The sequence below is a fragment of the Vreelandella jeotgali Hwa genome (assembly GCF_000334215.1).
In the GTDB taxonomy this organism is placed as follows: Bacteria; Pseudomonadota; Gammaproteobacteria; order Pseudomonadales; family Halomonadaceae; genus Vreelandella; species Vreelandella jeotgali.
This window is the reverse complement of sequence record NZ_AMQY01000011.1, coordinates 332484-358063: the sequence shown is the minus strand read 5'-3', so window position 1 is coordinate 358063 and position 25580 is coordinate 332484. Positions and strand designations below refer to the sequence as shown.

Below are 25580 nucleotides of genomic sequence, written 5' to 3'. Positions count from 1 at the left end.
GTAACTACAGCGCCCTGCTGAAGGTCAGCGCGGCAAACCGGTCGGGGTCCTGCTGGCCGTGGAATTCCCGGCTGCGCTGCAGCGCCGTAAAGCGCATCTGCCAGTCATCCCAGGCCAATGACAGGCCGGCCGACAGATCGCCGACCCATTCACGCCGGTCAACCGAATGGCTGCTGGAAAAGGTATTGCCGTCCAGCAGCAGGTTGCGCGCCATGTAGTAGCCTTCGACCCCGCCGAACACATACCAGCGAAAGCCGTCTGCCGCATCAAAGCCGGCACTGCTGGCCGAGTTCGGCGTCAGAGTCGGCACGCTTCTCGCGGCATCGCCAAAGCGCAGGTAATAGCCGGTGCTGGCATAGGTATAGAGATTACCCAGCGCGATGCTCGCCTCCGGCCCCCAGGCCAGCTGCTTGCTGGCCAGCGGGCTTTCATGCCACCACTGGCGGCGCATGCCCAGGTTGACAATCGCCTCGTCCCCGATCTGGTGGTCCCAGCCCTGGGGCCGATTACTGCCCGTCAGGCGGTGGACTTCCTGCTGGATACTGTCGGCAAGGGAAGACGGCCCGACCATCCCCACGTCCAGGTGCAGATCGGTGGTGGTACGGCCGTTGGGACGGCTTTGCTCACCGTAAAGCGACGCCCCGCCGTACACCAGCCCGGCATAGGGGCGGTCATTTTCCAGCAGCCGCGACGCCCTGATGTTCATGGGCGTATAAATCTGCTGGACCAGACGATATTCGGCCCGGTCGGCCTGCTGGATCAGCGTGTCGGGCAGCCACCGGGAAAAGCGCTGCGTCCAGTGTGCGGCTTCGGGTCTGAAGCTATACCCGAGTTTGACACCGCTAGTGTAGTGGCCATCGTCCACACTGATCATGCCGTCGTTGGTCACTTCCAGGCTCAACGCCTCGTCGGATGCCGGCGCCAGGGCAGGTATCAGCAGTGCGGTAAGGGCCGACACAACCGTCGGCCATAAGCAGCGGGGTCGCGGCATGTTTTGCTCCCGATGTTTGAAAACACGCCAGTAAATCATGAATTCAGACAAAAGTCGTTAGCCGACTTAATGCCTGCGTGAAAGCCAGTGCTTGCCTAAGACCCATGCCGGCCCGGCATCAGCGCCGGGTTAAAATCTGGCCGGGCGCTTTTCCACAAAGGCGGCCATGCCTTCCTGCTGCTCGTCACCGGCAAAACAGAGCGCAAACAGGCTTTGCTCCAGTTTGAGCGCGCTGTCCACGTCCTGCTCCATGCCGTCATATACCGCCGACTTGGCGGCTCCTACCGCACGGGGGCCGTTGCCCGCCAGCTGGCCGGCGAGTTTCTCGGCATAGTCATCCAGCTCGGCTTGTGACATTACCTGGTTGACCAGCCCGATGCGCAACGCCTCGCTTGCGTCGATCTTGCGCCCGGTGGTCATCAGGTCCAGCGCCATCGCCGGCCCGACCCGGCGCGGCAGCCGCTGGGTACCGCCAAAGCCGGGAATGACCCCCAGCTGAACTTCGGGCTGGCCGAACATGGCATTGTCGCTGGCCACGGCCCAGTCGCAGGCCAGCGCCAGCTCGCAGCCGCCGCCCAGGCAAAAACCGTTGACCAGCGCCACAACCGGCACCGGAAGTTTTTCCAGCCGCCGAACGGTATCCAGCGCATGGCCGGCAAACGCCTGCGCCTGCTGCGGGGTCTGCTCGCGCATCCGGGTAATATCCGCGCCGGCCACAAACGCCTTGTCACCGGCGCCGGTCAGCATCACCGCGCGCAGCCCTTCGTTGGCTTCGAGGCTATCCAGCACCTCACTCAGGGCGTCCAGCACTTCGGGATTCAGCGCATTGAGCGCTTTGGGCCGATTAACGGTCAGGCGCACAACGCCATCGCGTTCCTGAACGTCGATCAGGTCGCTGCTGTTGTAGGTCGCGTTGCTCATGGCGGTTCTCCTGTTTGTTGTTAAACGTATGTTGTTAAACGTATGTTGTTAAAAACGTGTGTCATTAACACGGTGCTGCGACAACACGGCGACGTCAGCCGCGATGCCGGTCGAAGTCGTCGAGGCACTGCATGTCGGCTTCCAGGACGGCACGCTGGGCACGCCCCTCGGGCAGCCACTGGCCGATCACGAAGCTCGCGCTCAGGCGCTTCTGCACGTAGAACGCATCATCGTCGCCGGCGTCAATGGCGGCCTGCGCTACCAGCGCTGCCTGCCCCATCTGCCAGGCGCAAAGCACATGCCCCAGCAATTTGAGAAACGGAGTCGCCAGGGCCTGGACGGCATCCGCGCCACCCTCGGCCTGCTGCCCCCGGGTCAATACCCGCTGCATGCCTGCGCGGACGTCTTCGCCGCCGGCGGCCAGCGCCGTGCCCAGGCCGGCAAGCGTCGAATGGTCGTCAAGCGCGCGGGCCGTTGCGTCCACGTCGTCCAACAGCGCTGACACCGCCGCGCCGCCGTCGCGCGCCAGCTTGCGGCCCGCCAGGTCCAGCGCCTGGATGCCGTTGGTGCCTTCGTAAATCGGCGCAATGCGTGAATCCCGCCAAAGCTGGGCGGCACCGGTTTCCTCGATGTAGCCCATGCCGCCGTGTACCTGTATGCCCATTGACGCGATATCCACCGCCTGGTCGGTTGTAAACGCCTTGACCACGGGAATAAGCACGTCGACCCGCGCCTGGGCCGCTTCCCGCTCGGCGGCGTCGCTCGCTCGCCGGGCGCGGTCCATTTCCGCGGCACACTCAAGCTCCAGCGCCCGCAGGGCGTCGGTCCGGGCGCGCATCGACAGCAGCATCCGCCGCACGTCAAAGTGGTCGCCAATCGCACAGTCGGCCTGGGCCCCGGGCTGCCGCCCCTGGGTGCGCTCATCGGCATAGGCAAGCGCGCTCTGGCAGGCGCGCTCGGCGATTCCCACGCCCTGCACGCCGACCTTGTGCCGTGCCGCGTTCATCATGGTGAACATGTGGTTGAGCCCGCGCCCGAGCTCGCCCACCAGATAGCCCACGGCACCGCTGTTCTCGCCAAAGCTCAGGGTGCAGGTGGGCGAGCCGTGAATCCCTGTCTTGTGTTCGATGGACGCGCAGGTCACGTCGTTGCGCTCGCCGATCGAGCCGTCGGCATTCACCAGCATTTTGGGCACAACAAACATCGAAATGCCCCGGTTGCCTTCGGGGGCATCCGGCGTGCGCGCCAGCACCAGGTGGATGATATTGTCGGTAATATCGTGCTCGCCCCAGGTAATGTAGATTTTTTGCCCGGTCAGACGGTAGCTGTCGCCGTCCGGCACGGCCCGGGTACGCACCCGGGAAAGATCCGACCCGGCCTGGGGCTCGGTCAGGTTCATGGTGCCGGTAAAACGACCTTCGATCAGGCCCGGCAGAAACATCGTTTGAAGCGCCTCGCTGCCGTGCTGGGTGAGCGCCTCGATGGCCCCGGCGGTGAGCATCGGGCAAAGCCCCAGCGCCATGTTGGCGCTCTGGAACATTTCCTGCACCGAGCTTGATACCACCTCGGGCAGGTTTTGCCCGCCCAGCGACTCGTCCACGCTGAGGCCGTTCCAGCCGCCGTCGACATACGCCTGGTAGGCAGCGGCAAAGCCGTCGGCGGTGGTCACGCTGCCGTCGGCATGGCGGGTGGCACCCTGCTGATCGCCCACCGTATTCAGCGGTGCCCAGACGTCACCGGCGAGTTTGGCGGCTTCTTCCAGCACGGCTTCCACCAGATCCGGGGAAAGGTCTTCCAGAGCGGGATACTCCAGCGCACGATAGCGCTGCTGTTCGCCGAGTACGAAGCGCATATCGCGCAGCGGTGCAGCATATTGATTCATAGCGATCCTCGGGGGTCGTGACACCACCGTGCGGTAAGCAGCGCCGGTGGGCAGCGGGTTTCACAATACCGGCGCGACAAGGCCAGCGGAAAAAATCAAACGTATGCTTGATACTGACCCTGAAGCCGCCGTCTTGCAATAAGGTCGGGGCCACAGCACCATTGTGGTCGCGCACCGGTTTTTGCGCCGAAATGCCCCATCAGCGTATTCTCGAACCCGCCCGCTTATCTTTAAGACTTTTGACGCAAGGAAAGAGCCATGCTCTCAGGACTGGATCATCTCGTGGTGACGGTGACGGACATGAATCGCGCCGTGGACTTCTATTCCCGCGTGCTGGGGCTCGACGTACGTTACCGCGACACCCAGCGGGTTGACCTGATGCTGGGCGATACCGCCCTGCGCCTGCACCAGACGGATACCGACATTGCGCCCGTCTCGGCCACGCCGACCCCCGGGAGTCTGGATCTCTGCCTGCGCTGCCAGCTGCCGCTGGACGAGTTCCGGCAGCACCTCGACGCGCTGGCCATAGAGGCCGAGCTGGGTCCGGTTGCCCGCCAGGGCGCCAGCGGCCCCATCGAGTCGATCTATTTACGCGATCCCGACGGCAACCTGCTGGAAATTGCCCGCCCGGCGTCCAAACCCGCGCCCCGGGAAAGCTGATAGCTGTTCATGGCCGGCTTTTTCTCCTTCCGTCACCGCGACGCTGATAGCGTACGCGCCGGCGCCATTGCCTGGCTCTGGCGGCGGCTCGCCGGCCGTTCGCCGGCCTGCCTGTGGCGCCTGGCGCGTATCGCCGGCGCGCTGGTCTATCGGTTCAGCCGCCGCGAACGCCACATTACCCGTTGCAACCTGGCCGACGTTTACCCCGGTCAAGGCACGGCCCGGCGCCAGGCGTTAATGCGCAGGAGCCTGCAACACTCAGCAGCCACCATGCTCGAGCTGGGACACGCCTGGATGGCACCGCCCGAGCGCGTAGCGGCCGGCATCAAGGCGGTACACGGCCGCGACAAGCTGGACAGTGCGCGCCGCGACGGCCGCGGCGTCATCGTGCTGGCGCCGCATTTCGGTAACTGGGAAGTGCTGAACTTCTGGCTGTCCAGCCACTTTCCGTTTACCGCCATGTACGAGCCGCCGAAAATGGCCGGGCTCGACCCGGTAATTCGCCGTGGCCGCGAGCGCCAGGGCGCGACCCTGGTGCCCACCAACGCCCGGGGTGTCGCTGCGCTGCTGAAAGCGCTGAAGAGTCGCCAGACCATTGGTATACTCCCGGACCAGGAACCCGACTGGGGAAGCGGCGTGTTTGCGCCGTTCTTCAATCGTGACGCCTATACCGCCACGCTGCTGCCCAAACTGGTGGCGCGCACCCGCGCCCGGGTCGTCACCGGCGTGGCTCGCCGCGTGCCCGGCCAGGGGTTCGAGATTCACTTCCTGGATGCCGACGAGCGCGTTTACAGCACCGACGACGTCACCTCGGCCACCGGGGTCAACGCCTCGGTTGAAGCCGCCATCGCCCTGGAGCCGGCGCAGTACCAGTGGGAATACAAGCGCTACCGCAAGGTCGTCGAGGAGCAGCAGGGACGACCTGACTTCCGCGATTTTCGCCCGTATTGATCCACGCCAGCATTGATGTCCCGTACCGTTGATCTCAGGTGCCGCTGATCCACGCTGCCGTTCTCGATTCAGGGCGTCACCGGCGCCTGAAACCACGCTGATGAGACTCGGCTACCCCATTCCGATCGACCCGAGTAAAGAGCCCGTATGACTATCCCGACCGACCCTGATACCCACCGCGACGATACGCTTACCCCCCGGGTCGTTTATGGCCTGTTTCTCGCCGGTCTGATCACCGCCAACGTCACCCTGCTGATCGGCGTGATCATTGCCTACGTTTACCGCAAGGAGGCGACGCCCTGGCTACGCGCCCACTACCGCTACCTGATCCGCACCTTCTGGATCGGCACGGTGTACTTCTGTGCCGTGTTCGCCGTCAGCGTGTTCATGCTCGGCATGTTTCTATGGCCGCTGCTGGGACTCTGGCTGGGCGTTCGCTGCGTAACGGGGTTTCTGGCCCTGCGCCGACACCAGCCGCCGACCCGCCCGGGCAGCTGGCTCTGGTAGCGCCGGTCGCGTACCATCCGGCGGCGGCCTCGCCCTTCCGCCGGCACCGCTTCAAATCATTTGTCGCTTCTTGCGAAACAACCTGTGAGAGCTTTATGTCCGCCTCGATCAACCTGACCCAGACCATTCGCCAGGCGCTGCCGCTGATCGACCTGACCCGTCTGGAGGCGACGGATAGCGACGCCGATATCGAATCGCTGTGTCATCAGGCCAAAACGCCTTTCGGCCACCCCGCGGCGATTTGCGTTTACCCCCGCTTCGTCGTGACCGCGCGGCGCGCGCTGACGGCGCATTCGCTCAGCGGCAACGTCAGGATTGCGGCGGTGGCCAACTTTCCCGACGGCGGCGCGGACGTCATGGCGGCAGCGCGCGAAACCCGCGAAGCGGTAGCGTCCGGCGCCGATGAAGTCGATGTTGTGCTGCCCTGGCGCACGCTGATCGACGGCGACGAAGATACCTGCCTGGCCTTCGTGGAAATGTGCCAGGCCGCCTGCGGCGGTCAGGCGCTGCTGAAAATCATCCTTGAAACCGGTGAACTCAAGGACCCGGCCCTGATCCGGCGCGCCAGCGAGATTGCCATTGAAGGCGGCGCCGATTTTATCAAGACCTCCACCGGCCGCGTCAGCGTCAACGCCACGCCGGATGCCGTCGAGATCATGCTCCACGCGATCCGCGACAGCGGCGAGGCGGTGGGCCTCAAGGTCGCCGGCGGCGTCGACAGCGCCGAAGATGCTGCCGAATACCTGGCGCTGGCCCGCGATATCATGGGGCCGGCCTGGATAACGCCCGAACACATGCGCTTGGGTTCCTCCGGCTTGCTGGCCAACTGCGTGGCCACGCTGACCGCCTTTTAGCCGCCGGCCGGCGCCTGCACTTTCCTTGCCGCGCCTTTGCTCGTATTCTGGGCAGCGGTTTTCCCGACCGGTTTACAAGACCGGGTCATACAATCAAGTCATACGACCAAGTTATATAATCGAGTCACTCAACCCCGACGCGACCACCGCGGCCCGGTGTAACGGCGCGTCATACACAAGGAGAACGCCATGGCTGGTTTGCTGCCTGATGTTGACCCTGATGGGCTTCTGGAATATTCCGTGGTTTATACCGACCGCGCGCTCAACCACATGTCGCAACGCTTCCAGGGCGTGATGCACGATATTTCCGCCACCCTGAAGGAGGTCTACCACGCTCATTCAACGGCGATCATTCCCGGTAGCGGCACCTTCGGCATGGAAGCCGTCGCGCGCCAGTTTGCCACCGATCAGCGCGTCATGGTGCTGCGCAACGGCTGGTTCAGCTACCGCTGGACACAGATTATCGACCAGGGCCGGCTGACCGATCAGCAAACGGTGCTCAAGGCCCGCCGCGTCGATCCGCAGGACGACCGCTCGCCGTTCATGCCCGTGCCGGCGGAAGAAGCCGCCGAGCGCATTCGCGCCGAAAAGCCCGCGGTAGTCTTTGCTCCCCAGGTAGAAACCGCTGCCGGCATGCTGCTGCCGGATGAATACCTGCAGACTGTTGCCCAGGCGACCCACGACGCCGGCGGTATCTTCGTACTCGACGCCATCGCCGCCGGTACTCTCTGGGTCGATATGCACAAGCTGGGCATCGACGTCGTCGTTACCGCACCGCAAAAAGGCTGGAGCGGTTCGCCCTGCTGCGCCATGGTCATGCTCTCCGAGCGCGCGGAACAGCGCCTGGCCGAGACTCAGAGCAACAGCTTTGCCTGCAACCTGGGCAAGTGGCACGACATCATGCAGGCCTACGAAAACGGCGGCCACGCCTACTACGCCACCCTGCCCACCGATGCCCTCCAGACCCTGCGCGACATCATGCAGGAAACCCGCGACTACGGCTTCGACCAGATCAAGAATGAGCAGATCACCGTCGGTCAGGCAGTCCGCGAAATGCTCGCGCGCCACGGCTTTACCAGCGTTGCCGCCAGCGGCTTTGAAGCGCCTGGCGTGGTTGTCTGCTATACCGAGGACCCCGGACTGCCCGCGAAGCTCGCCGCCGAAGGCGTGCAGGTCGCCGGCGGCGTTGCGTTGCAGTGTGACGAAGGCGACAACTTTCAGACCTTCCGCATCGGCCTGTTCGGCCTCGACAAGCTGCACAACCCCCAGCGTAGCGTGGATAATCTGGAACGCGCGCTGGAAGCGCTCGGGGACTGAATCAGCGCACGGCACAAGACGGCAGCCCCCGGCGGCGTGGCCCGAGCTTGCCATACGCCGCCGGTCACGCCACCATTGCCGGCTAATCATCCCGTCGCTGGAGCCTGGTAATGCCGATTGCCCGCTTTTCCCCCTTTGAGCTGGTGCTGTTACAAAGCCACAGCCAGGTGGATGCGGCGACGCTGTTACTTCAGGCCTGGGTTCTGACGCACCGCAACGGCATCACCGCCGGGCAACGCTATCGGCGGCTGGCGCAGGAAGCCACCGAGCTCGTGCCGTCGGACCACCTGCAGACCCTCATGCAAATCGCCGCCGAGCACGACATCCAGGCGGTACAGCTGGCGGCCGAAGTCCTGCGGCACGAAAGCCCTCATGAACAGGGTATGGCGGTCATGCACCGCACCATCAGCGTGGCCACCGACGATGGCCAGCTTTCGCTGGCCAATCACTATATCCTGCGTTTTATCGCCGACCTGCTGGGATTGACGCCGGCCACGCTGGAAACGCTGTTCGAGGAAATCGCGGGCGCCCCGCTGACGGCTCCGCAGGACCCCAGCCGGGATGCCTACTGGCGCGAACACAACCCCGCCCATTATCGCCGCCGCGCCGAGCGCGAAGCCGAAGCCGAACGTGCCCGCGAAGAGGCCGAGCAGGCGGATGCCCGGCGCGACGCGGAACGCCGGGAGCGCGAGCAGGCCAGCCAGCAGAAAAAGCAGGCCCGCCGCGACAGGGCGCGCGCCAAACAGGAGCGCCGACAGCGCCAACAGGAAGAAAAGGACCAGCGGCGCCGGCGCGACGCATATGAGCGTCAGGCGCACGACCGCCGGCAACGCGAGGAGCAATACCGCCGCCATCAGAGCGACTACAGAGATCGCCAGCATCAGGGGACGGGCGGCCACCGGGCCCAGGCCTCAACGTCGCCGGATCGCACCCTGCGCGCGCTGGCCGTGCTCGGACTCTCTCGGGGGGCGAGCCGCACCGAGATTCGCCGCGCCTATCGCCGCATGGCGCAGATGCATCACCCGGACCGCTTTGTCGCCGAAAGCGAAAGCCGCGCCGCCCAGGCATCGATGCGCTTTCAACGCATCAAGAAAGCCCATGACTATTTGATGAAAACTCTATGAGCTAATGAAAACCCCATGAGCTGATGAAGCCCCGATGAGTGGATAAAAATCCCGTGAGCTCCTGAAGGCCCAGCGCGCTTGCCGATAAAAGCCCCGCGAGATCGCATAAAGCCGACAAGGCGAGGCTTGACGGGCGCTGGCCGATCGCCAAGGATAACGCTCATGGCCGACACCCACGGATAGAGCATCGCCATGCGAGACCTGTATCAACGCCTCTCCCTGCCCCCAAAGGCTTCCCCACGACAAATCCGCCGTGCCGTGGATACCTGCCCCAACCGCGCCCTCCAGCAGGATGCGGACGCCGTGCTCACCGTCGCCGAACACCGCGACAGCTACGATGCCCTGCACGCCACCGTCAGCGATATTAGCCGTCTGCGCGCCCGGCTGGGGCTAAGCCACGGCGCCCACTGGCAAGGCAGCGTGGCCAACGATTTTGCCTGCCCCCCGGACGACGCCGTGGGGCAGAACGCAGCGCTGATGGGCCGCGTCAGCCAGGCCGCCACGCACTACAACCGTTGGCAACGCCTGCGCGGCCCCTGGCTAATCACCGCCGCCATTATCACCGCTGCCTGCATGGGATTCGCCGGTGGGCTCGCCCTGTGCCTGCGGCTGGGTGCGCTGTAGCGCCTGCTCGCGGGCCTTTTCCTTTTTGGTAGGCGTAGGGGCGGGCCGAGGCGGCGTGGGCCGATGAGTAGCCGCCGAGGCGTCATCGCCGCCCCCGGCCGACTCCGCGTCCGGGTCGTCCAGCGAAGTGACGCCGTCGTCGCGGTCGCGCTCGGTACCGGCTTCCATGCTCAGGCTCAGGCGCGGTACGCCGAGATCGATTTCCTGTTTTTCCATCCGCTGCTTGAGCAGCAGGTTGAACGCCCGGGCCACGTCCCACTGCATTTCCGGCGCGGTGCGAAAGCGCATCCGCAGAATCGGGCAGCCGTCGTCAAATTCGTGAATGCCCTGCATTTCCAGCGGTGCCCAGATGTAATGGCGCATCATCGGGTTGTTGCGCAGCTCCTGGGCGGTTTCCTGCATCAGCGTGATGGCATCGTCGATGTGCATCGCAAAGGGAATGCGGATCTTCATCAGCGCGATACCGAACTGGCGCGACATATTGTGGATCGAATCGATGCGGCTGAAGGTGATGATATGCACGATGCCGTCGAGGTCGCGCAGGCGCACGGTGCGCAGCGTCAGGCCTTCGACGGTGCCCATGTGGCCGTTGATCTCGACGAAATCACCCACGGCCAGCGAGTCTTCAATCAGGATGAAAATCCCGGTAATCAAATCCTGCACCAGCGTCTGGGCGCCAAAACCGATGGCCAGACCGATCACCCCGGCACCCGCCAGCAGCGGTGTCACGTTGACGCCCAGGTTGGCCAGCCCGGCAATCCCGGCAATGATCAGAATGGTGACGAAAATCACGTTGCGGATCATCGGCGTAATGGTCTGGGCGCGGGCCTGGTTGACCCGCCGCCCCTGGGATTTGGCCGACGAGATCAGCGCGCGCTGAATCGCCGTATCGGAGAAAATCCACACCAGCCAGGCAATCAGCACCGTCGCCCCGAGGCTCACCAGCGCCTTGCCGATGCGCGCCCCGGCCAGCCCCTCCTGGCCGATGCCGAACAGCGAGCTGCCCCACACCTGCATGAAGAGCTCGGCAAACACCATCCAGGCGCAGATATGCGCCAATACAAAGCCCACGCGCCCCAGCCGGCGGCGATATTCGCGGTAGCGCGGCGGCAGCCGGCGTTTCTTGCGCCGCTCGCCGTGGCGGCGCAGCAGCCCGGTGACCACCAGCGTCAACACCAGCAGGCTGGCGGAAATGATCGAACGCGCCAGCGCCGTGCCCACATCCCCCACGCTGACGAAAATCGCCAGCAGCGAGCCGCCCACCAGCAGCAGCGCGGGAATGTGCCAAAGCCCCCCGAGGGCACGGCTCAACTCGATGGCGGTGCCGGCATCCCGGCGCTGATAGTACCGCCGATTGCAGATCAGGTGGCGGATGGGGCGCTTGAACTTGATGATAAAACGCGCCGCAACCAGCGCCGCCAGCATATTGGCCAGCACCGACACCAGGCCGGCGAAATCCTCGCCCAGCATGCCCACCAGGCGGCCGGAAATCAGCGCATCGCCCAGCGCAATCAAGGCGCCGATCACGAACAGCCCACGCAGCGCACGCTCCTGCAACAGACGCACGGCGGTAAAGCGATGGCCGCTGCTGAAAAAGGCGATCACGGTTTCAAACACCACCGACAGCGCCCGTCCGCACACGCAGACATACGCCAGCACCAGTACCACCGTGCGTCCCGGGCTCGGCGACATGATCTGACCCAGCCCGAAGACGACGAAAAAGGCCAGCACCCAGGGCAGCATGCGACGCAGAAAATGAATCGCCATCAGCCCGCCGTGGGGATCGCGCGGCAGATCATGGGGCCAGCCCCGGCGCGTCGCCAACAGCCGCCCGGCAGCGATCATCACGATCAACAGCGCAGCCCAGACAGCGCCCAGCACGGCGCCGTCGGCCACCGCGCGAATCATGCCCGCTCGGCCCGGCCGGTTGACCAGTTCGCGCAGCTCGTCGACGCCTTCGCGGAGCTTTTGCGACCACTGTTCGGCGGGCGAACCGCCGGCCTGGGCCTGCTCGTTGATGTCGGTCAGCGTATCGGCCAGCGCTCCCAGCAGCCCCTGGCGCCCACCGCTTTGTTCACTGGAAGCCTCGGCAGCCGTCTGCAGGTCACGCAGCGACTTGAGCAGCTGCTGACGCTGCTGGCTGTCTTCCAGGGTGGCAATGATGTCATCCAGCGACTGCTGCAACGACGCGCTGTCGGGCTTCTGGTCCTGCGCTGTTTCCTGGTTAAGCCCGGGAATCGACACGCCCTGGGCGCCAGCCGTGGTGGCAAACGTCAGCGTGGTAATGAGCAGCGCCAACATCAGCGCCCTCCATGCGATTACGTGCTGTCGCACATGCCTCTCCTGAAATGAATCATGCCTGAAAAAATCATGCCCGGAATATGCTAATCTGAGCGCCTATCAATGGACCTGACAGGATACAAGATGCTGCCCCAGGCGCCCCCTGCTCCCCGTAATGCCCGGGGCCAAATCCGCCGCGTCGGCGTGGAAATCGAATTTGCCGGCCTGCCGCCCGCCGACACCGCCCATCTCGTCCGCGAGCTGTTTGGCGGCGAGCTTAACGCGGTGAGCCCTCACCGGCTACGCGTGGACAACACCCGCTGGGGTCGGTTCGTCATCGAGCTGGATACGCAATACGCCCATCCCGACCGCGAGGCGCTCGATCACCAGGCCGAAGGCGACGACGAATGGGCCCGTCACCGCCATCAGCTGCGCGTGGAGTTTCACGAAAAGACCCGCGAGCTCATCGGCGACATGGTGACCGGGTTGGTGCCGACCGAAATCGTCTGCCCGCCGGTGCCCTGGAACGAGCTCGACGAGCTCGATCGCCTCTTTGACGCCCTCCGCGAGCACGGCGCCAAGGGCACCGATGCCAGCCTGCTCTACGGCTTTGGCCTGCACCTGAACCCGGAAATCGCCTCGCCGGCGAGTCACGATATTCATGCCATGCTGCGCGCCTATCTGCTGCTGGCGCCCTGGCTGCGCGAGCAAATACAGGTGGATATTACCCGCGAAGTGCTGCCCCATGCCAACCCCTTTCCGCGCGACTACGCGCTCAAGGTGCTGGCCGCCAACTACCGCCCCGGCCTGCTCGGGCTAATCGATGATTATCTCGACCACAACCCCACGCGCAACCGCGAGCTGGACATGCTGCCGCTGTTTGCCCATCTCTGCCCGGAACATCCCCACGAGCTGCTGCACAGCGAGCTGACCCAGCCGCGCCCGACCTTTCATTACCGGCTTCCCGACGCTCAGCTTTCCCAACCCGGCTGGGGAGCAGTCAGCGAATGGAACCGCTGGGTCGAGGTGGAAAAGCTCGCTGCCGACCGCCGTGCGCTGGCCAAACGCAGCGCGGCCTATATTCGTTACTATCGTCGCCCTTTCTACCGCCGCTGGACCGACCGGCTGCGGCATCTGTTTCACTCGGCCTGACGCCACGGGTCTTTTCACCGCTGGCCTGCCCTGTACGATCATTGCTCTGCACTGCCGTTTTCTGCACAACCGTTCTCTGCACAGCCATTGCTCTGCATAACCATTGCTCTGCAAAACCTTTGCTCTGCAAAACCCTTGCCTTGTACGACCAGCGCCCTGTCCACCACTGCCACGAACGCTCTTATTGCATGTCACGACCCCTTATCGGCATCACTACTTCGGATCGCAAAAGCCGCCTGGCCTGGTGGTTTGACTGGTTTGCCGTCTGGCGCCACGGCGGCCGCCCCCTGCGTCTGTCGCCCGACCGGGCGCGCCCAGCCAGGCTCGACGGGCTCATCATCGGCGGTGGCGATGATATCCAGGCCCATCTCTACGACGCCGAGCTGCAGCTCGATGTCCGCGTTGACCCCCGGCGCGACGAGCTGGAGCTCTCGCTGCTTGAATGCTTTATCCCGCGGGGTACGCCGGTACTCGGCATCTGCCGGGGCGCCCAGCTGATCAACGTGCATCTCGGCGGCACCCTGGACCCGGATATCTACAGCACCCACGCCGGGTTGAAACGCCGGCGCACGGTACTGCCACGCAAAACCGTGGATATCACGCCGCAAAGCCGCCTGCATCGGCTGCTGGGTGTGCGCTGGTGCCGGGTCAACAGCCTGCACCACCAGGCGGTGCATCGCGCCGGCGACGGCGTGGCGATTGTGGCTCGGGACCGCGACGGCCTGGTGCAGGGCATCGAGTCCCGCCGCCACGACTTTCTGCTGGGCGTGCAGTGGCACCCGGAATGGCTGATCTTCAATCGTCCCCAGCAGCGCTTGATCCGCGCGCTGGTCAGCGCCGCCCAGGCGCATCGCGACGGCTCGCCAGGCGGTCGGCCAGCCGCGTAGGCTCGGGCAGTTTGGTGCGGTGCAGGCAGCGCTCGACCCAGGCCAGCGCCGTTGCCTGGCCAACCCGGTGGCCGGGGGAGACGTAAATCGGCTTGACCCGGGTACGCGAGCGCAGCACCGTGCCGATTACCTCGCCCTGGTCGTTCAGCGGCACCGCATCGCCTCGGGGTTCGCCGACCTCGGCGTGTCGGCCGCAGAGCCGCGACTTCGCCACGCCGATGGCGGGAACGTCCAGCCAGAGCCCCAGCAGCGACGCCACGCCCAGCCGGCGCGGATGGGCGATGCCCTGGCCGTCGACCATGACCAGCTCGGGCACGCTGGACAGCCGGGCAAAGGCGCCCAGAGCCGCCGGCGTTTCACGAAACGACAGCAGCCCGGGGATATACGGCATGCGCGTGGGCTCGCGGTATACCACCTGCTCGACCACCTCGAAAGGCGGGCCCTCCTCCCGCCATTCCAGGACCACCACCGCCGCCCGCGTGGTCGCGCCGTCGTCTTCAAAACCGATATCCACGCCGGCAATGCAGCGAACCGGCGACATGCGATCCTCACGCTCGACGCGAGGCGCCAGCCGCGTTTGCAGCGCGATAGCATCGCGCGGCGCCAGGTCCCAGTCGTGCAGCCTGTTGGGAGGCAGCAAGGGCATGCGTTTCTCCTGTTATTTGCTCGACATACCCGTAGCCCGACATGCCCTTGGCCCAAGTTGTCTGTGGCCCAGGACGTCTGTAGCCAGACATGCCCGTATCCCGAGATGCCAGTGGCCCGAGATGCCAGTGGCTGGACATGGTGGGCAAAGGATAACGGGGCAAAAACCGACCCCATAAAACCCGAACACCCCCGCGCCGCAGCGGCACGAGGGTGTTGATCGGTCTACCGGGATGAGTCGGTATCAGCTAGCGCTCAGGCACGCTCGCGGCGTACCGGCGCATCGCCGTCGCGGCTGCGGCGCGGGGCGCGATCTTCGCTGATTTCCAGCGGGTGGCCGGAAACGCGGGCGCGCGCCATTTTGGCCAGCAGCGATGCCGGCAGTCCCTTGGGCAGCTCGACCGTGGAGAAGGCGTTACGGATATCGATGCGTCCGATACGCGCGCCTTCAATGCCGCCTTCGTTGGCCAGAGCGCCTACCAGCTGACCGGGTTTGACGCCATCCTTGTGGCCCACGGATACCCGATAGCGCACCATGCCTTCGCTCGGGCCGCTATTGCGGCGCGGTGCGCCTTTCTGGCGGCTTTCGCGCGGGTTGCGCTCCTTGCGTGGCGCCTGGAGACGGCCAATCGGCGCTTCGTCCGCGCGGGCCATCTGTGCAAAGACGGCGGCCAGGTCAACGGCGTTATGGCCTTCGTCGACCAGCTTTTCGACCAGTTCACGCTGGTTATCGGCGCCCTGGCCCAGCGACGCAATCACGCGCTGATGAAAGACGCTGTCGCGGTGCGCGCGGATTGCCGCTTCGTCGGGCAGGGGCATCGGCGTCATTTTCTGCCCGATGGCCTGCTCCATCCAGCCGACCTTGCGGCCCTCGCGGAAGCCGGCAAAGGTAATCGCAATGCCGCTGCGCCCGGCACGGCCGGTACGCCCGATGCGATGGGTGTAGGCCTCGCTGTCCTGGGGCAGGTCATAGTTGATGACGTGGGTAATCCGCGGCACGTCGAGCCCCCGGGCGGCCACGTCGGTGGCGATGAGCACGTCAACCTTGCCGCGCTTGAGCCGCGTGATGGTCCGCTCGCGCAGACTCTGATCGAGATCGCCGGAGAGGCTGGCGGCGTTGACGCCGCGCGCGGTCATCTGCTCGACCAGGGTGGTGCAGGCGGCGCGGGTGCGCACGAACACGATGGCGGCATCCACCAGCTCGACTTCCAGAATCCGCGACAGCGCTTCGAGTTTGGCACCGCCGTCGACGCGGACGACGCGCTGCTCGATGTTATCCGCCGTAGTGGTTTTGGACTCGATGGTCACCTTGACCGGATCGACCAGGTAGCGATTGACAATACGCTCGATTTCACGCGGCAGCGTGGCCGAGAAGAACACGCGCTGGGCATCTTCGGGTGTGTCGGCCACGACGCGCTTGACGTCGTCGATAAAGCCCATGCGCAGCATTTCGTCGGCTTCGTCGAGCACCAGCGCGGACAGTCCGTCGAGTTTCAGGCTGCCACGATCCAGGTGGTCAATTACCCGGCCCGGAGTGCCTACAACAACCTGCGCGCCGCGCTTGAGCGCGCTCAGCTGTTCGCGGTATTCCTGACCGCCGCACAGCGTAGCCACTTCCAGGCCCTTGATGTTCTGGCCGTACTTGCCAAAGGAAGCCGCTACCTGCTGCGCCAGCTCGCGGGTCGGCGCGAGCACCAGCACCTGGGGCTCGCGCCTTGAGGTTTCGAGGCGCGACAGCAGCGGCAGCGCGAAGGCCGCGGTTTTGCCGGTACCGGTCTGGGCCTGGCCCAGCATATCCCGGCCTTCGAGCAGCGCAGGGATGGTTTGCGCCTGAATTTGAGACGGTTCCTTGTAGCCCTGGCTTTCCACGGCAGACAAAACGGCAGGCAACAGGGCAAGATCGCCGAAACTCGGCGAAGCGACGGAAGTCGAGGTCATTAAACACACCTTGGTAGGCCGGTAATACCGGCAAAAAATCATCAAAAGTGTCCCTGGCTCCGGCACTGACCGGCTGCGACCCTGAACCAGGATCGGCGTGAATCGGTCAAGCCTTTCGGCGCTGCCATACGTTTCGGGACTGGCGCACGGCCAATCTCGGCGGCAACGGCTACAAACCACAACGGGGAGTCGGGGACACCGGTCGCACCTGGCATACGGGCGGCACCGCGAAAACGGGCCGGCCGCTGTGGCGACCTTTCTGCGCTCTTTCCACCTGTGGGGTAGAATTGCTCAAGCGCGCCATCTTCACATAAACGAACATCGGCGACGGGCTGATGTTCCGGAGGCACCGGGCAACAAATCAGGCCGGCGTCACGTCATGATGGAGGGGTCAACACATGCGAGGAAGGCGCACTTTACCACTGCCGCTCGCGGCTTGCCAGTCTTTTTACCGACAACCTGCCGATCAACGACCGCGACTTCCATCGTTTTTGCGTATTCAAGGGTTTGCACCCATCCGGCGTTCGACTAGCGTTGATGGGCACACCAAGCGCAAGGCAACGCTGTTGCACGGGAGGTACCAAATGACTAACCGATTGACGAATGCGCCGGCACCGCACGCCGCCACGAAAAACGCCCTGGCCGCCGCGCTGGGCGCTGCCTGCCTGACCCTGATACCGGGGGTTCAGGCACAGGACAGCCCCCAGGGTATGTACGCCGCCGACGACATCATGGAAGCCGACGCCTACATCGTTGACGGCTCCGGCGAGGCCATTGGCGAAGTGGACGACATTCTGTTCGACGAGCAAATGACCATTGCCGCCGTGGTGATTGAAAGCGGCAAGGTGTTGGGACTGGGCGGCCGAGATCTGGTCGTCGACGCCAACCATTTCACGCTGGAGACCCGCACCCGGGAGGACGACGGCGAAAGTGAAATCCGGCATCGCGTGATGATTGATGCCACCTCGGACGAAATGGCCAACTTTCCGACCTACAACCACGACTGGTGGGAACAGGCGCAGTCCAACGCCCAGGATGCCTGGCAAAAAACTCAGGAAGGCGCGGAAAGTGCATGGCAAACCACTCGGGAAGGCGCGAAAAACGCCTGGCAGAAAACCCGGGATGCCGCGTCCGGGATGTCGGATTAATCCCTGCCCGACTGTTTCAGAGCCCCGAGAGCTTCATAAACCCAAGGGCTTCAGAGACCCGAGAGCTTCTGAAGCCCGGGCGCCTCAGGCGCTGGTACCGTCAGCCTGCCCGTCGCCGGACGGGTCGGCGGCTTCGCGCAGCGCCTGTGCCATGGCTTGAGCGGCGGGGCCGGCGCGGTCGCGATCGCTGTAGAACAGCTGAACGGGGACGTGGCGCACGCCCCCGGCGGTCAACGGCAGCGCCTTCAGATCGCCCTTGGCCAAGGCATCGGCTACTCGGGTTTCGGGCAGCCAGGCAAATCCCAGCCCGCGCTTGACCATATCCAGCGATGTTGCCAGATGGCCCACCGTCCAGCGCTGGTCGGCCCCCGGCGGATTGACCCCGGCGGGCTGCTGCCACGCGGAATCGCGCACCACCAGCTGGCGGTAATGGGACAGATCGCGCAAATCCAGACGCCGCCCGAGCCGATGCAGGGTATGCCGGGGGTGAGCCACGGCAATAAAGCGTACGCTACCCAGCGGCTCGCCCGGAAATCCCGGGGGCGACAGGCCGGTCACCACCAGATCGGCATGGCCCGCCTGAAGCATTTCAATCCCGCCATTCAGGACGCTTTCATGGAGCTGCACGCGCACCTGCGGGTAGAGCCGGGAAAACGCCTCCAGCGCGCTGATCTGAACTGCTTCCGGCACAATCTGGTCAACCGAAAGCGTCACTTCTGCCTCGAGCCCCGAGGCCAGCCGCAAGGCGACGTCTTCGAGAGCCGTGGCTCCGTCCAGCAGTTGGCGAGCGCGGCGCAGCAAAAGCTCGCCGGCATCCGTCAGGCGTACCTGCCGGCCGGCGGGCTCCAATACCCGCACGCCCAGCTGTTCCTCCAGCTTGTGTACCGCATGGTTCAGCGTCGACGGGCTTTTGTGTACCGCCTCGGCCGCCCGGGCAAACCCGCCGTGGTCGACCACGGCGGCGAGCATCTGCCACTGGGCAAGGGTGACACGCGACATGGCAAGCTCCTCGTACCGAATCACGGCGCTGTGTGTCATCCACGCAGCGGCAGCGCCATTTCCGCGCCAGACGCAGCAGCCCTGTGAGCGATCAGCATGTCAAACATTGGCTGACGCTGCGCCGATTGAAGTCAATAAAGCATGAAATGACGCGCTACTTTAACGCTTCAATATTAAAACGGCGTTCATGAATGAGGGAAAACAGCGTTCTATTTTATTTCGACAGGATCTGTGCGTCTTTTGCATAATCCCTGTATCGACATGCCGCGCTGTGTACGAAACCACAGTCTATGCACCTATTGACGCATGGGGTAAGGTTTTGACGTTTATTGCGTATACATACTTCTTTTGACACGACATTGGCGACTCTTTATCCATGTTGCGAATTCTCCATTCGCTGCCCCGCACGCACAAATTGTTACTGTTACCCGTAGCCACCATGGTTACCGTGCTGGGCGGACAAACGTTATTCACGGCCTATCAGGATCACGGCCAGTCCCGAAACCCGACAAACAGCACCTCCCTGCCGCTTGACGGCTCGGCGTCGGCCGACCGCGCTGCCTTGCCGCAGCCGGCACACGAGGAATCGGCGAGCGGCTCGGGAACCCCGATCGCCACGGCATTCGAGCAAACGTCGCGCGTGCTGGATGCCACTCGTCAAAGCATTCCGCTAAGCGAACTCAAGGCTTCCGACGTCATCGACCTGGATGTGATCGAAAGCGCCGCCGCCAGCCCCGGTCATGCGTCCGCTACGCTGCCGTCCGAACGCCTGGCGGGCCAAACGCCAACGCGCATGGATGACAGCGCGCGCCACATTGCCGTTGTTGTTGGCACTCTCGGCAGCGGCATGCTCGCGGCCGAAGCCAATCGCAATGCGGACGCCGGCAACAGCCCAGCCTCCAAAAACAGCTCGGCCTCCAACAACAGCGCGGCCCCCGTACCCGACGCGACGTCCTACGAAGACTACGGGATCGATCGCTTCGACGAGGTTTCCTTTCTGCCGCTGGAAATTGCCGCTCGTTCCACCTATGTACCCCGCTGGAAAACCCATATCGTCAACACCGGCGAGACCTTCGCCGCCATGGCGCAGGACGAGCTGGGACTGGGCTACAGCGAAGCGCTGGGGCTACTCGATACGCTGCCCGATGCCGACCTGCTGACCCACTGGCGAGCCGGCCAGAGCTTTGATTACAAGCTCGACAAGGACGGCAAGCTGCTATCGCTGAAAATGATGCGCAATACCCGCGAAGGCGTGCGGGTCAACCGCCAGGACGGCGATTACACTGCCGATGCCATCGAGCGTCAGGGCGAGCCCGTTCAGCGGCTTTACGCCGGCAGCATCAACGGCAGTTTTGCCCGCTCGGCAGAGGCCACCGGCCTGGGCAGCAGCGCGGTCACCGAGCTGACGCAGCTGCTGAAAAAGAAATTCGACTTCCGCCGCGACAGCCGCAACGGCGATAATTTCCAGGTGCTGGTCGAGTCGGACATGATCGACGATGAGACCCTCGACACGCGGGTGCTGGCGGTCAAGTATCAGGGGCAGCGGATGGACCTGACGCTGGTCCGCAATGCCATGAACGATACCTTTTATACCCCGGACGGCCACAGCCTCGATCCGGCGTTTGCCCGCCATCCGTTTGACGGCAACTACACCATCAGCTCGCGCTTCAACCCCAACCGCAGGCACCCGACAACGGGAAAGGTCAGCCCGCATAACGGTACCGATTTTGCCATGCCCGTGGGAACGCCGGTTACCGCCCCCGCCGGCGGCCGGGTCGAGCGTGTCATCAAGCACTACGCCGCCGGGCGCTATGTGGTCATCCGCCACGACAACGGCTACCGCACGCGCTACCTGCACCTTTCCAAAGCGCTGGTGAGCAAGGGCGACCGGGTGGAAATGGGCGACCGTATCGCGCTGTCGGGCAATACCGGACGCAGTACCGGCCCGCACCTGCACTACGAAGTCCACGTCAACAATGCCCCGGTCAACGCCATGACGGTGGATCTGCCGGAAAACACCCGCCTTCGTGGCGACTCGCTCGTGGCCTTTCAGCATCAGGCCGAGCCCATGATTACCGCGCTGGAAAGCGGCGATACCGGCACGATCAACGTCGCGTCCTATAGCCATTCCGGCGGCGATTCGGACGCCGGCAGCGACGGTAGCTGAACGCCCCGAGCCGGCCTGACGCGCCGGCCCGCAAACGGCGACTGACCGCCGAACGAAAAAGGGCGCCGCCTCCTCACGGGAGCGGCGCCCTTTCTTATGCCGGGCCGCTTACGGTAGCAGTAGGTAAATGGCAGCGCACGGCGCCCTTACAGCGCCCGACGCAGAGCCTCGTCGCGGCCGTAGATATCCGGCCGAAAGGTTATATGGCCCCCGGCGTCGGGCCAGGCCGTCAGATAGACCAGCGCGACCGGCACACTTTCCGGCAGGCGCACGTTGAGGTCACTCTTGCCGCGTTTCAGCAGCTCGCTCAGGCGATAACGGCTGTTGGTGTCGTGCAGCAGCATACGCGCCAGTTCGCGCACCCCTTCCACACGCACACAGCCCGAACTCAAGGCTCGCCGGTCGCGATTGAACAGCCCCCGCGACGGCGTATCGTGCAGGTACACCAGCTTGTCATTGGGAAAGCGCACCACCACGCGCCCCAGCGGATTGTGCGGTCCTGCCGACTGGCGCAGCATGACGTTCCCCGGTGCCTGCCAGTTGACGGCTTCCGGGTCCAGCCGGGCGCCGTCCGGGCTTAATACCTGAATGTTGCGGCTGGCCAGGTAATCGGTGTCGTGCTTGAGCCGGGGCAGAACGTCTTCGCGCCGGATCGTCGGCGGCACCGTCCAGGTCGGATTGACGGTAAAACGCGTAATCGACGAATGGATCACCGGCGTTTCGCGCCGCGCGCTGCCCACAATCACTTTTGACGACCAGCGCTCGCCGTCCGGGCGGGTATAGTGCATGCGATAGCCGGCGATATCCACCCAGACGCCGGGGCGGCGCGCCATGATCGGCTGCATCCAGCGGGCTCGCTCAAGGTTGAGCGCCAGGGCATCAACGTGCGAAGTCAGCGAGGCGTTGAGCGCCCGGCGGGTCTTGCCGCCCACCACACCGTCGGCATCCAGCAGGTGGCGCCGCTGAAAGCGCTTCACCACAGCCTCAAGGTCAGCGTCAAAACGCTCGCGCCGGGGCGCTTGAGCGTCAATAGGGGCATAGGCGTCGGGGTCGCCCTGCAAGGCTTCATCCAGCCCCCAGTAGGCCAGCCGGCGGCGGAGGGTGACCACGGCGTCGTGCTCGTCTCCCCGGCGCAGGACTTTCTCCCCCGGCACCAGCGCCGCGCTGCGGTGCTGCCGGGCACGCGTCGCCAGATCACGGTAGCGACCCAGCGCATCCTGCAGCTGGCGGTAGGCGCGGGTATCCGGGCGGGCCAGCGCCAGTGCCTGACGGATGTCATCGTCGGCCACGGCCGCTGCCACCCGGGCCATCGAATAATGTCGGGCCGGTCTGGCGGTCTCCCAGCCCGCAACCTGCTCGGTCGGGTCCAGCCGCCCGCGCTGCAGATGCTCGAGCGCACGCAACAGAGCCCGGGTGGCGCGTACGTCAAACGCCGCTCGCGCCTCTGCACCGCCGTCCCGGCTACGGTTAAAAGCCTGCATCAGCGTCGTGCTGCTGCCCGACGGCGCCAGATAATCCTCCGGCGCCAGGCCGTCGTTTTTCAGCGTTCGCAGCGCGTCGGTCAGCGCCTCGACCCGTTCGGTCGTTTGCCATGCCGCCGGCGACAACAGGCGCTGATAAAACGTCGAGACCGGCAAGTCATCGGCCTCCCCGGGCGCCGTCGCCAGCTGATTTTGCACGGTACTCGCCGTCAGCGTCTCTGCCGCCCCCGGCGAGGCGGCCATCGCGGAACCGCTGCCCAGGGCGGCAATGCCCGCGCCGATCAGCGCCAGCCGGTGCATTTTTGTTCGCCGAGTCTTATTCATCGCCTTCCCCTTGCGTTACGATGGCGGCTTTGCCGTGCCATGACACGGATCATGGCAAGCGCGCCGCGCATTATTTACTCTGCTTCCATCGTTTATTGATCACCATCGGGATAATGACCATGGCGTTTCATTTAAAAGCCTCGGCACTGCTGCTGGGCCTGTCCCTCTGCGCCGTTACGTTACCATCACAGGCCGCCGGTTTCTTTTCCCGGATGGCAGCGCTGCCTTCTGCCGGCACCACGCCGCTGCACCACGAACTCAAGCTGCTGGCTCCCGATGCGACCCCGCGGGCGTTGCGCATGGCGGCGGAATCGCTCAGCTGCGCAGACCCGAATGCCGAACGCCTGGCCCTGATCGATTTCTCCCGGCCGTCGACCCAGCCGCGCCTCTGGGTATTCGACCTTGAGCATCACCGCGTGCTGTTCAAGGAGCTGGTCTCCCACGGCCAGGGCTCGGGAGACGCGCTGGCAACCCGGTTCTCCAATACGCCGGACAGCCACCAGTCCAGCCTGGGGCTGTTTCGTACCATGAACAGCTACTACGGTCGCAACGGCTATTCCCTGCGCCTTGACGGCCTGGAGCCCGACGTCAACGACCACGCCATGGAGCGCGCCATCGTGATTCACGGTGCCGACTACGTCAGCGAAGACTTTATCGACAAAACCGGCCGGCTGGGGCGCAGCTACGGCTGCCCGGCGGTCCGCGAGGGCATTACCTATCCGCTGATCGACAGCCTGAAAAACGAACAGTACGTCTTTGCCTACTATCCCGATGAAGAATGGCTGGCCAGCTCGTCGCAGCTCAACTGCAGCGGCGGCGCTGACCCACAGCTGGCCCGGCGCTAACGCCCGACCGTCATCGACGCCTCTTCCACCTGCCGGTAGTCACGCCGTTGTCTGCATCCTTTTCGAATTCTCACGCCCGGCCCGGCGGTAACGGGTCGCGCAATCTGGCCAGCGGCTTTTTGGGCGTATTTCGCTACAGCCGCCGGGCCCTGATGCTGGTATGGCAAACCTCTCGCGTCATGATGCTGGGGCTGGCGCTGTGTACCCTGATCGCCGGCGTCCTGCCGGCGGTTACCGCCTGGGTCGGCCAGCTGATCGTGGACGGCGTCGTGGCCGCCATGCAGGCGCAGGAGGCCGAAACCGCCCCGCCGCTGGCGACCAGCCTGACCCCGGTGCTCTGGCTGGTCGCGCTGGAAGGCGCGATTATCGCCCTGATCGCCCTCGCCCAGCGGTGCCTGGACGCCCAGAAATCGCTGCTGCGCGCTCGTCTGGGCCATCGCGTTAACGTGATGATTCTGGAAAAGGCCGGCACCCTGTCTGAACTGACCCCATAAAGTTGGACGGTTCATTTAGCTGGCACCCAAGGCCTGAGTCCTGTACTGCACAGGGCTCAGGCCTTTTAGCGTCAACTTAATGCGTTCGTGATTATAGTAGTGGATGTAGTGGTCGAGTCCTCGCTGCAGTTGCTCAAGCGTCTCGAACCGATTCAGATAAAAGTACTCGGCCTTGAGGGTGCCAAAAAAGCTCTCCATCGCTGCATTGTCCAGGCAGTTGCCTTTACGTGACATGCTTTGAATCAGGGATCGCTCCTTCAGCAAGCGCCGGTAAGCCGGGTGCTGATAATGCCAGCCTTGATCGGAGTGCAGCTGCGGCTTGTCCGCTGGCTCCAACCGAGTCAACGCCTTGTGCATCATATCGATCACCAGGGAGAGCACGGGGCGCTTGCCGGTCTGGTAGGCCACGATTTCGCCGTTATAGAGATCCATGACCGGCGATAGATAGAGCTTCTGGCCGTTGACGCTGAACTCCGTGATATCGGTGACCCACTTCTGGTTCGGACGTTGTGCCTGGAACTGACGATCGAGCAGATTGGGCGCGATTCGTCCTGCGCTTCCTCGATAGGATCGGTATCGTTTTCGGCGTACCAGTGACCTCAGGCCCAGACTCTTCATCAGTCGCTGCACGGTCTTGTGGTTGACTGTCTCGCCCGCCTGTTTCAAGGCCGCGGTGATGCGACGGTAACCGTAACGCCCCCGATGGTGGTCGTAGATTTGGCGTATACGCGTTTTCAGAGCCGCGTATTTGTCACCGGTGTTCTGGGCCTTGCGTTGATAGTAAAACGTGCTGCGCGAGAGACCGGCCGCTCGCAGCAGCAAGGCGAGGGTGTGCTCATGCCTTAATCCCTGGACGACTTGCGCTTTTTGCCTCGCGCCACGTCCTGCTCTGCCTGGATCAAGGCATCGAGCTTTTTAGATAGGCGTTCTCGGCACGCAGGTAGGCGAGTTCTTTCAGCAACGCCTCTTGAGAGCGCTCTTTATCAGGTAGGGGCGGTGAAGGAGGCTTCTTTGACATCGGGCGGCGTCCTTTGCGCTGAGGTTCCAGGGCAGTCAGACCCCCACTATGGTACTGACGCTCCCATCTGCCAATAGCGCTGCGCTCACGGATATCGAACAGGGCCGCAGCCTGGCGTTGTGACAAGCCATCCCGCCACATTCGCTCAAGCACCTCCCGCTTGAAGGCCGCACTGTGGTGACTGTACTTCTTGCGCAGGCCCGACACGCCATGCTGTCGATAGGTTGCCAGCCATTGCCGGATGGTGGACACATCCACGCCATACTGGCGAGCCACTTCCCCCTGGCTGATGTCCTCGCGTAAACACTGCTGAATAACCCGCAGCTTGAAGCTCTCGTCATATTTCGCCATCAAAAACACCCCGAAGGTTG

The 25580-nt window shown here is 64.3% G+C and carries 22 protein-coding genes; 13 read left to right on the top strand and 9 right to left on the bottom strand.

Annotated elements, in window-relative coordinates; all coding sequences use genetic code 11:
• Window positions 1–4: 4 nt before the first annotated feature.
• The 3 genes from C793_RS0104920 to C793_RS0104910 all read right to left on the bottom strand — a co-directional run bounded on the left by C793_RS0104920 (window position 5) and on the right by C793_RS0104910 (window position 3794).
• Entirely contained in the window at window positions 5–991 is a 987-nt protein-coding gene (locus C793_RS0104920) for a lipid A deacylase LpxR family protein (RefSeq protein WP_017429840.1), read from the bottom strand.
• Between the two features lie 129 nt (window positions 992–1120).
• Entirely contained in the window at window positions 1121–1912 is a 792-nt protein-coding gene (locus C793_RS0104915; protein ID WP_017429839.1) for an enoyl-CoA hydratase/isomerase family protein, read from the bottom strand.
• Between the two features lie 94 nt (window positions 1913–2006).
• Entirely contained in the window at window positions 2007–3794 is a 1788-nt protein-coding gene (locus tag C793_RS0104910; protein WP_017429838.1) for an acyl-CoA dehydrogenase, read from the bottom strand.
• Between the two features lie 258 nt (window positions 3795–4052).
• Here C793_RS0104910 and C793_RS0104905 point away from each other — a divergent pair, with 258 nt between their 5' ends.
• The 7 genes from C793_RS0104905 (at window position 4053) to C793_RS0104875 (ending at window position 9831) form a co-directional block, all read left to right on the top strand.
• Window positions 4053–4454: a VOC family protein gene (locus tag C793_RS0104905; protein ID WP_017429837.1), complete on the top strand. Its 402-nt coding sequence runs from the start codon at window positions 4053–4055 to the stop codon at window positions 4452–4454.
• A gap of 9 nt (window positions 4455–4463) precedes the next feature.
• Window positions 4464–5405: a lysophospholipid acyltransferase family protein gene (locus C793_RS0104900; RefSeq protein WP_017429836.1), complete on the top strand. Its 942-nt coding sequence runs from the start codon at window positions 4464–4466 to the stop codon at window positions 5403–5405.
• A 147-nt stretch (window positions 5406–5552) separates the two neighbouring features.
• Window positions 5553–5912, top strand: coding sequence for a DUF4870 family protein (locus C793_RS0104895; RefSeq protein ID WP_017429835.1), 360 nt, complete (start codon window positions 5553–5555; stop codon window positions 5910–5912).
• A gap of 95 nt (window positions 5913–6007) precedes the next feature.
• Window positions 6008–6766 (top strand): deoxyribose-phosphate aldolase, encoded by a 759-nt coding sequence (gene deoC, locus C793_RS0104890; protein ID WP_017429834.1) that lies wholly within the window; start codon window positions 6008–6010, stop codon window positions 6764–6766.
• A gap of 189 nt (window positions 6767–6955) precedes the next feature.
• On the top strand, window positions 6956–8083 hold the full coding sequence (locus C793_RS0104885; RefSeq protein WP_017429833.1) for an aminotransferase class V-fold PLP-dependent enzyme: 1128 nt from the start codon (window positions 6956–6958) through the stop codon (window positions 8081–8083).
• 110 nt (window positions 8084–8193) lie between these two features.
• A complete protein-coding gene (locus C793_RS0104880; RefSeq protein WP_017429832.1) occupies window positions 8194–9207 on the top strand; it encodes a J domain-containing protein in 1014 nt (337 codons plus the stop codon).
• 192 nt (window positions 9208–9399) lie between these two features.
• Window positions 9400–9831, top strand: coding sequence for a hypothetical protein (locus tag C793_RS0104875; RefSeq protein WP_026106115.1), 432 nt, complete (start codon window positions 9400–9402; stop codon window positions 9829–9831).
• On the opposite strand, the gene C793_RS0104870 is transcribed toward C793_RS0104875, so the two are convergent.
• Entirely contained in the window at window positions 9748–12132 is a 2385-nt protein-coding gene (locus C793_RS0104870) for a mechanosensitive ion channel family protein (RefSeq protein WP_017429830.1), read from the bottom strand. The genes C793_RS0104875 and C793_RS0104870 overlap by 84 nt on opposite strands.
• A gap of 123 nt (window positions 12133–12255) precedes the next feature.
• Between C793_RS0104870 and C793_RS0104865 the strand changes: the two genes are divergently transcribed.
• Together C793_RS0104865 and C793_RS0104860 are read left to right on the top strand one after the other, a co-directional pair.
• The gene (locus C793_RS0104865; protein WP_017429829.1) at window positions 12256–13263 is read left to right on the top strand and encodes an amidoligase family protein; all 1008 of its coding nucleotides are present in this window, start codon (window positions 12256–12258) and stop codon (window positions 13261–13263) included.
• 188 nt (window positions 13264–13451) lie between these two features.
• Window positions 13452–14150 carry a gamma-glutamyl-gamma-aminobutyrate hydrolase gene (locus C793_RS0104860; RefSeq protein ID WP_017429828.1) on the top strand — a complete coding sequence of 233 codons (699 nt, stop codon included), beginning with the start codon at window positions 13452–13454 and terminating at the stop codon, window positions 14148–14150.
• Here the strand turns inward: C793_RS0104860 and nfi are convergent.
• Window positions 14095–14796, bottom strand: coding sequence for a deoxyribonuclease V (nfi, locus tag C793_RS0104855; RefSeq protein ID WP_017429827.1), 702 nt, complete (start codon window positions 14794–14796; stop codon window positions 14095–14097). The two genes, C793_RS0104860 and nfi, sit on opposite strands and share 56 nt — an antisense overlap.
• Before the next feature lie 254 nt (window positions 14797–15050).
• On the bottom strand, window positions 15051–16733 hold the full coding sequence (locus tag C793_RS0104850; protein WP_017429826.1) for a DEAD/DEAH box helicase: 1683 nt from the start codon (window positions 16731–16733) through the stop codon (window positions 15051–15053).
• 584 nt (window positions 16734–17317) lie between these two features.
• Between C793_RS0104850 and C793_RS0104845 the strand changes: the two genes are divergently transcribed.
• A complete protein-coding gene (locus C793_RS0104845; RefSeq protein WP_017429825.1) occupies window positions 17318–17881 on the top strand; it encodes a PRC-barrel domain-containing protein in 564 nt (187 codons plus the stop codon).
• 84 nt (window positions 17882–17965) lie between these two features.
• On the opposite strand, the gene C793_RS13540 is transcribed toward C793_RS0104845, so the two are convergent.
• The gene (locus tag C793_RS13540) at window positions 17966–18880 is read right to left on the bottom strand and encodes a LysR family transcriptional regulator (RefSeq protein WP_017429824.1); all 915 of its coding nucleotides are present in this window, start codon (window positions 18878–18880) and stop codon (window positions 17966–17968) included.
• Between the two features lie 376 nt (window positions 18881–19256).
• Between C793_RS13540 and C793_RS0104835 the strand changes: the two genes are divergently transcribed.
• Entirely contained in the window at window positions 19257–21047 is a 1791-nt protein-coding gene (locus C793_RS0104835) for a peptidoglycan DD-metalloendopeptidase family protein (protein ID WP_051038328.1), read from the top strand.
• Between the two features lie 146 nt (window positions 21048–21193).
• Here the strand turns inward: C793_RS0104835 and C793_RS0104830 are convergent, their stop codons facing one another.
• Entirely contained in the window at window positions 21194–22852 is a 1659-nt protein-coding gene (locus C793_RS0104830) for a L,D-transpeptidase family protein (protein ID WP_026106112.1), read from the bottom strand.
• Window positions 22853–22971: 119 nt separating this feature from the next.
• On the opposite strand from C793_RS0104830, the gene C793_RS0104825 reads away from it, so the two are divergent.
• Together C793_RS0104825 and C793_RS0104820 are read left to right on the top strand one after the other, a co-directional pair.
• Complete coding sequence (locus C793_RS0104825) at window positions 22972–23697, top strand: murein L,D-transpeptidase catalytic domain family protein (protein ID WP_017429821.1); 726 nt, start codon at window positions 22972–22974, stop codon at window positions 23695–23697.
• A gap of 47 nt (window positions 23698–23744) precedes the next feature.
• A complete protein-coding gene (locus C793_RS0104820) occupies window positions 23745–24191 on the top strand; it encodes a hypothetical protein (protein ID WP_017429820.1) in 447 nt (148 codons plus the stop codon).
• Window positions 24192–24206: 15 nt separating this feature from the next.
• Here the strand turns inward: C793_RS0104820 and C793_RS14285 are convergent.
• Window positions 24207–25560, bottom strand: a protein-coding gene (locus C793_RS14285; protein ID WP_156804829.1) for an IS3 family transposase whose coding sequence is annotated in 2 segments (ribosomal slippage) — window positions 24207–25107 and window positions 25106–25560 — 1356 coding nt in all. Because the reading frame shifts where the segments join, the coding sequence is not laid out codon by codon here.
• Window positions 25561–25580: the final 20 nt, after the last annotated feature.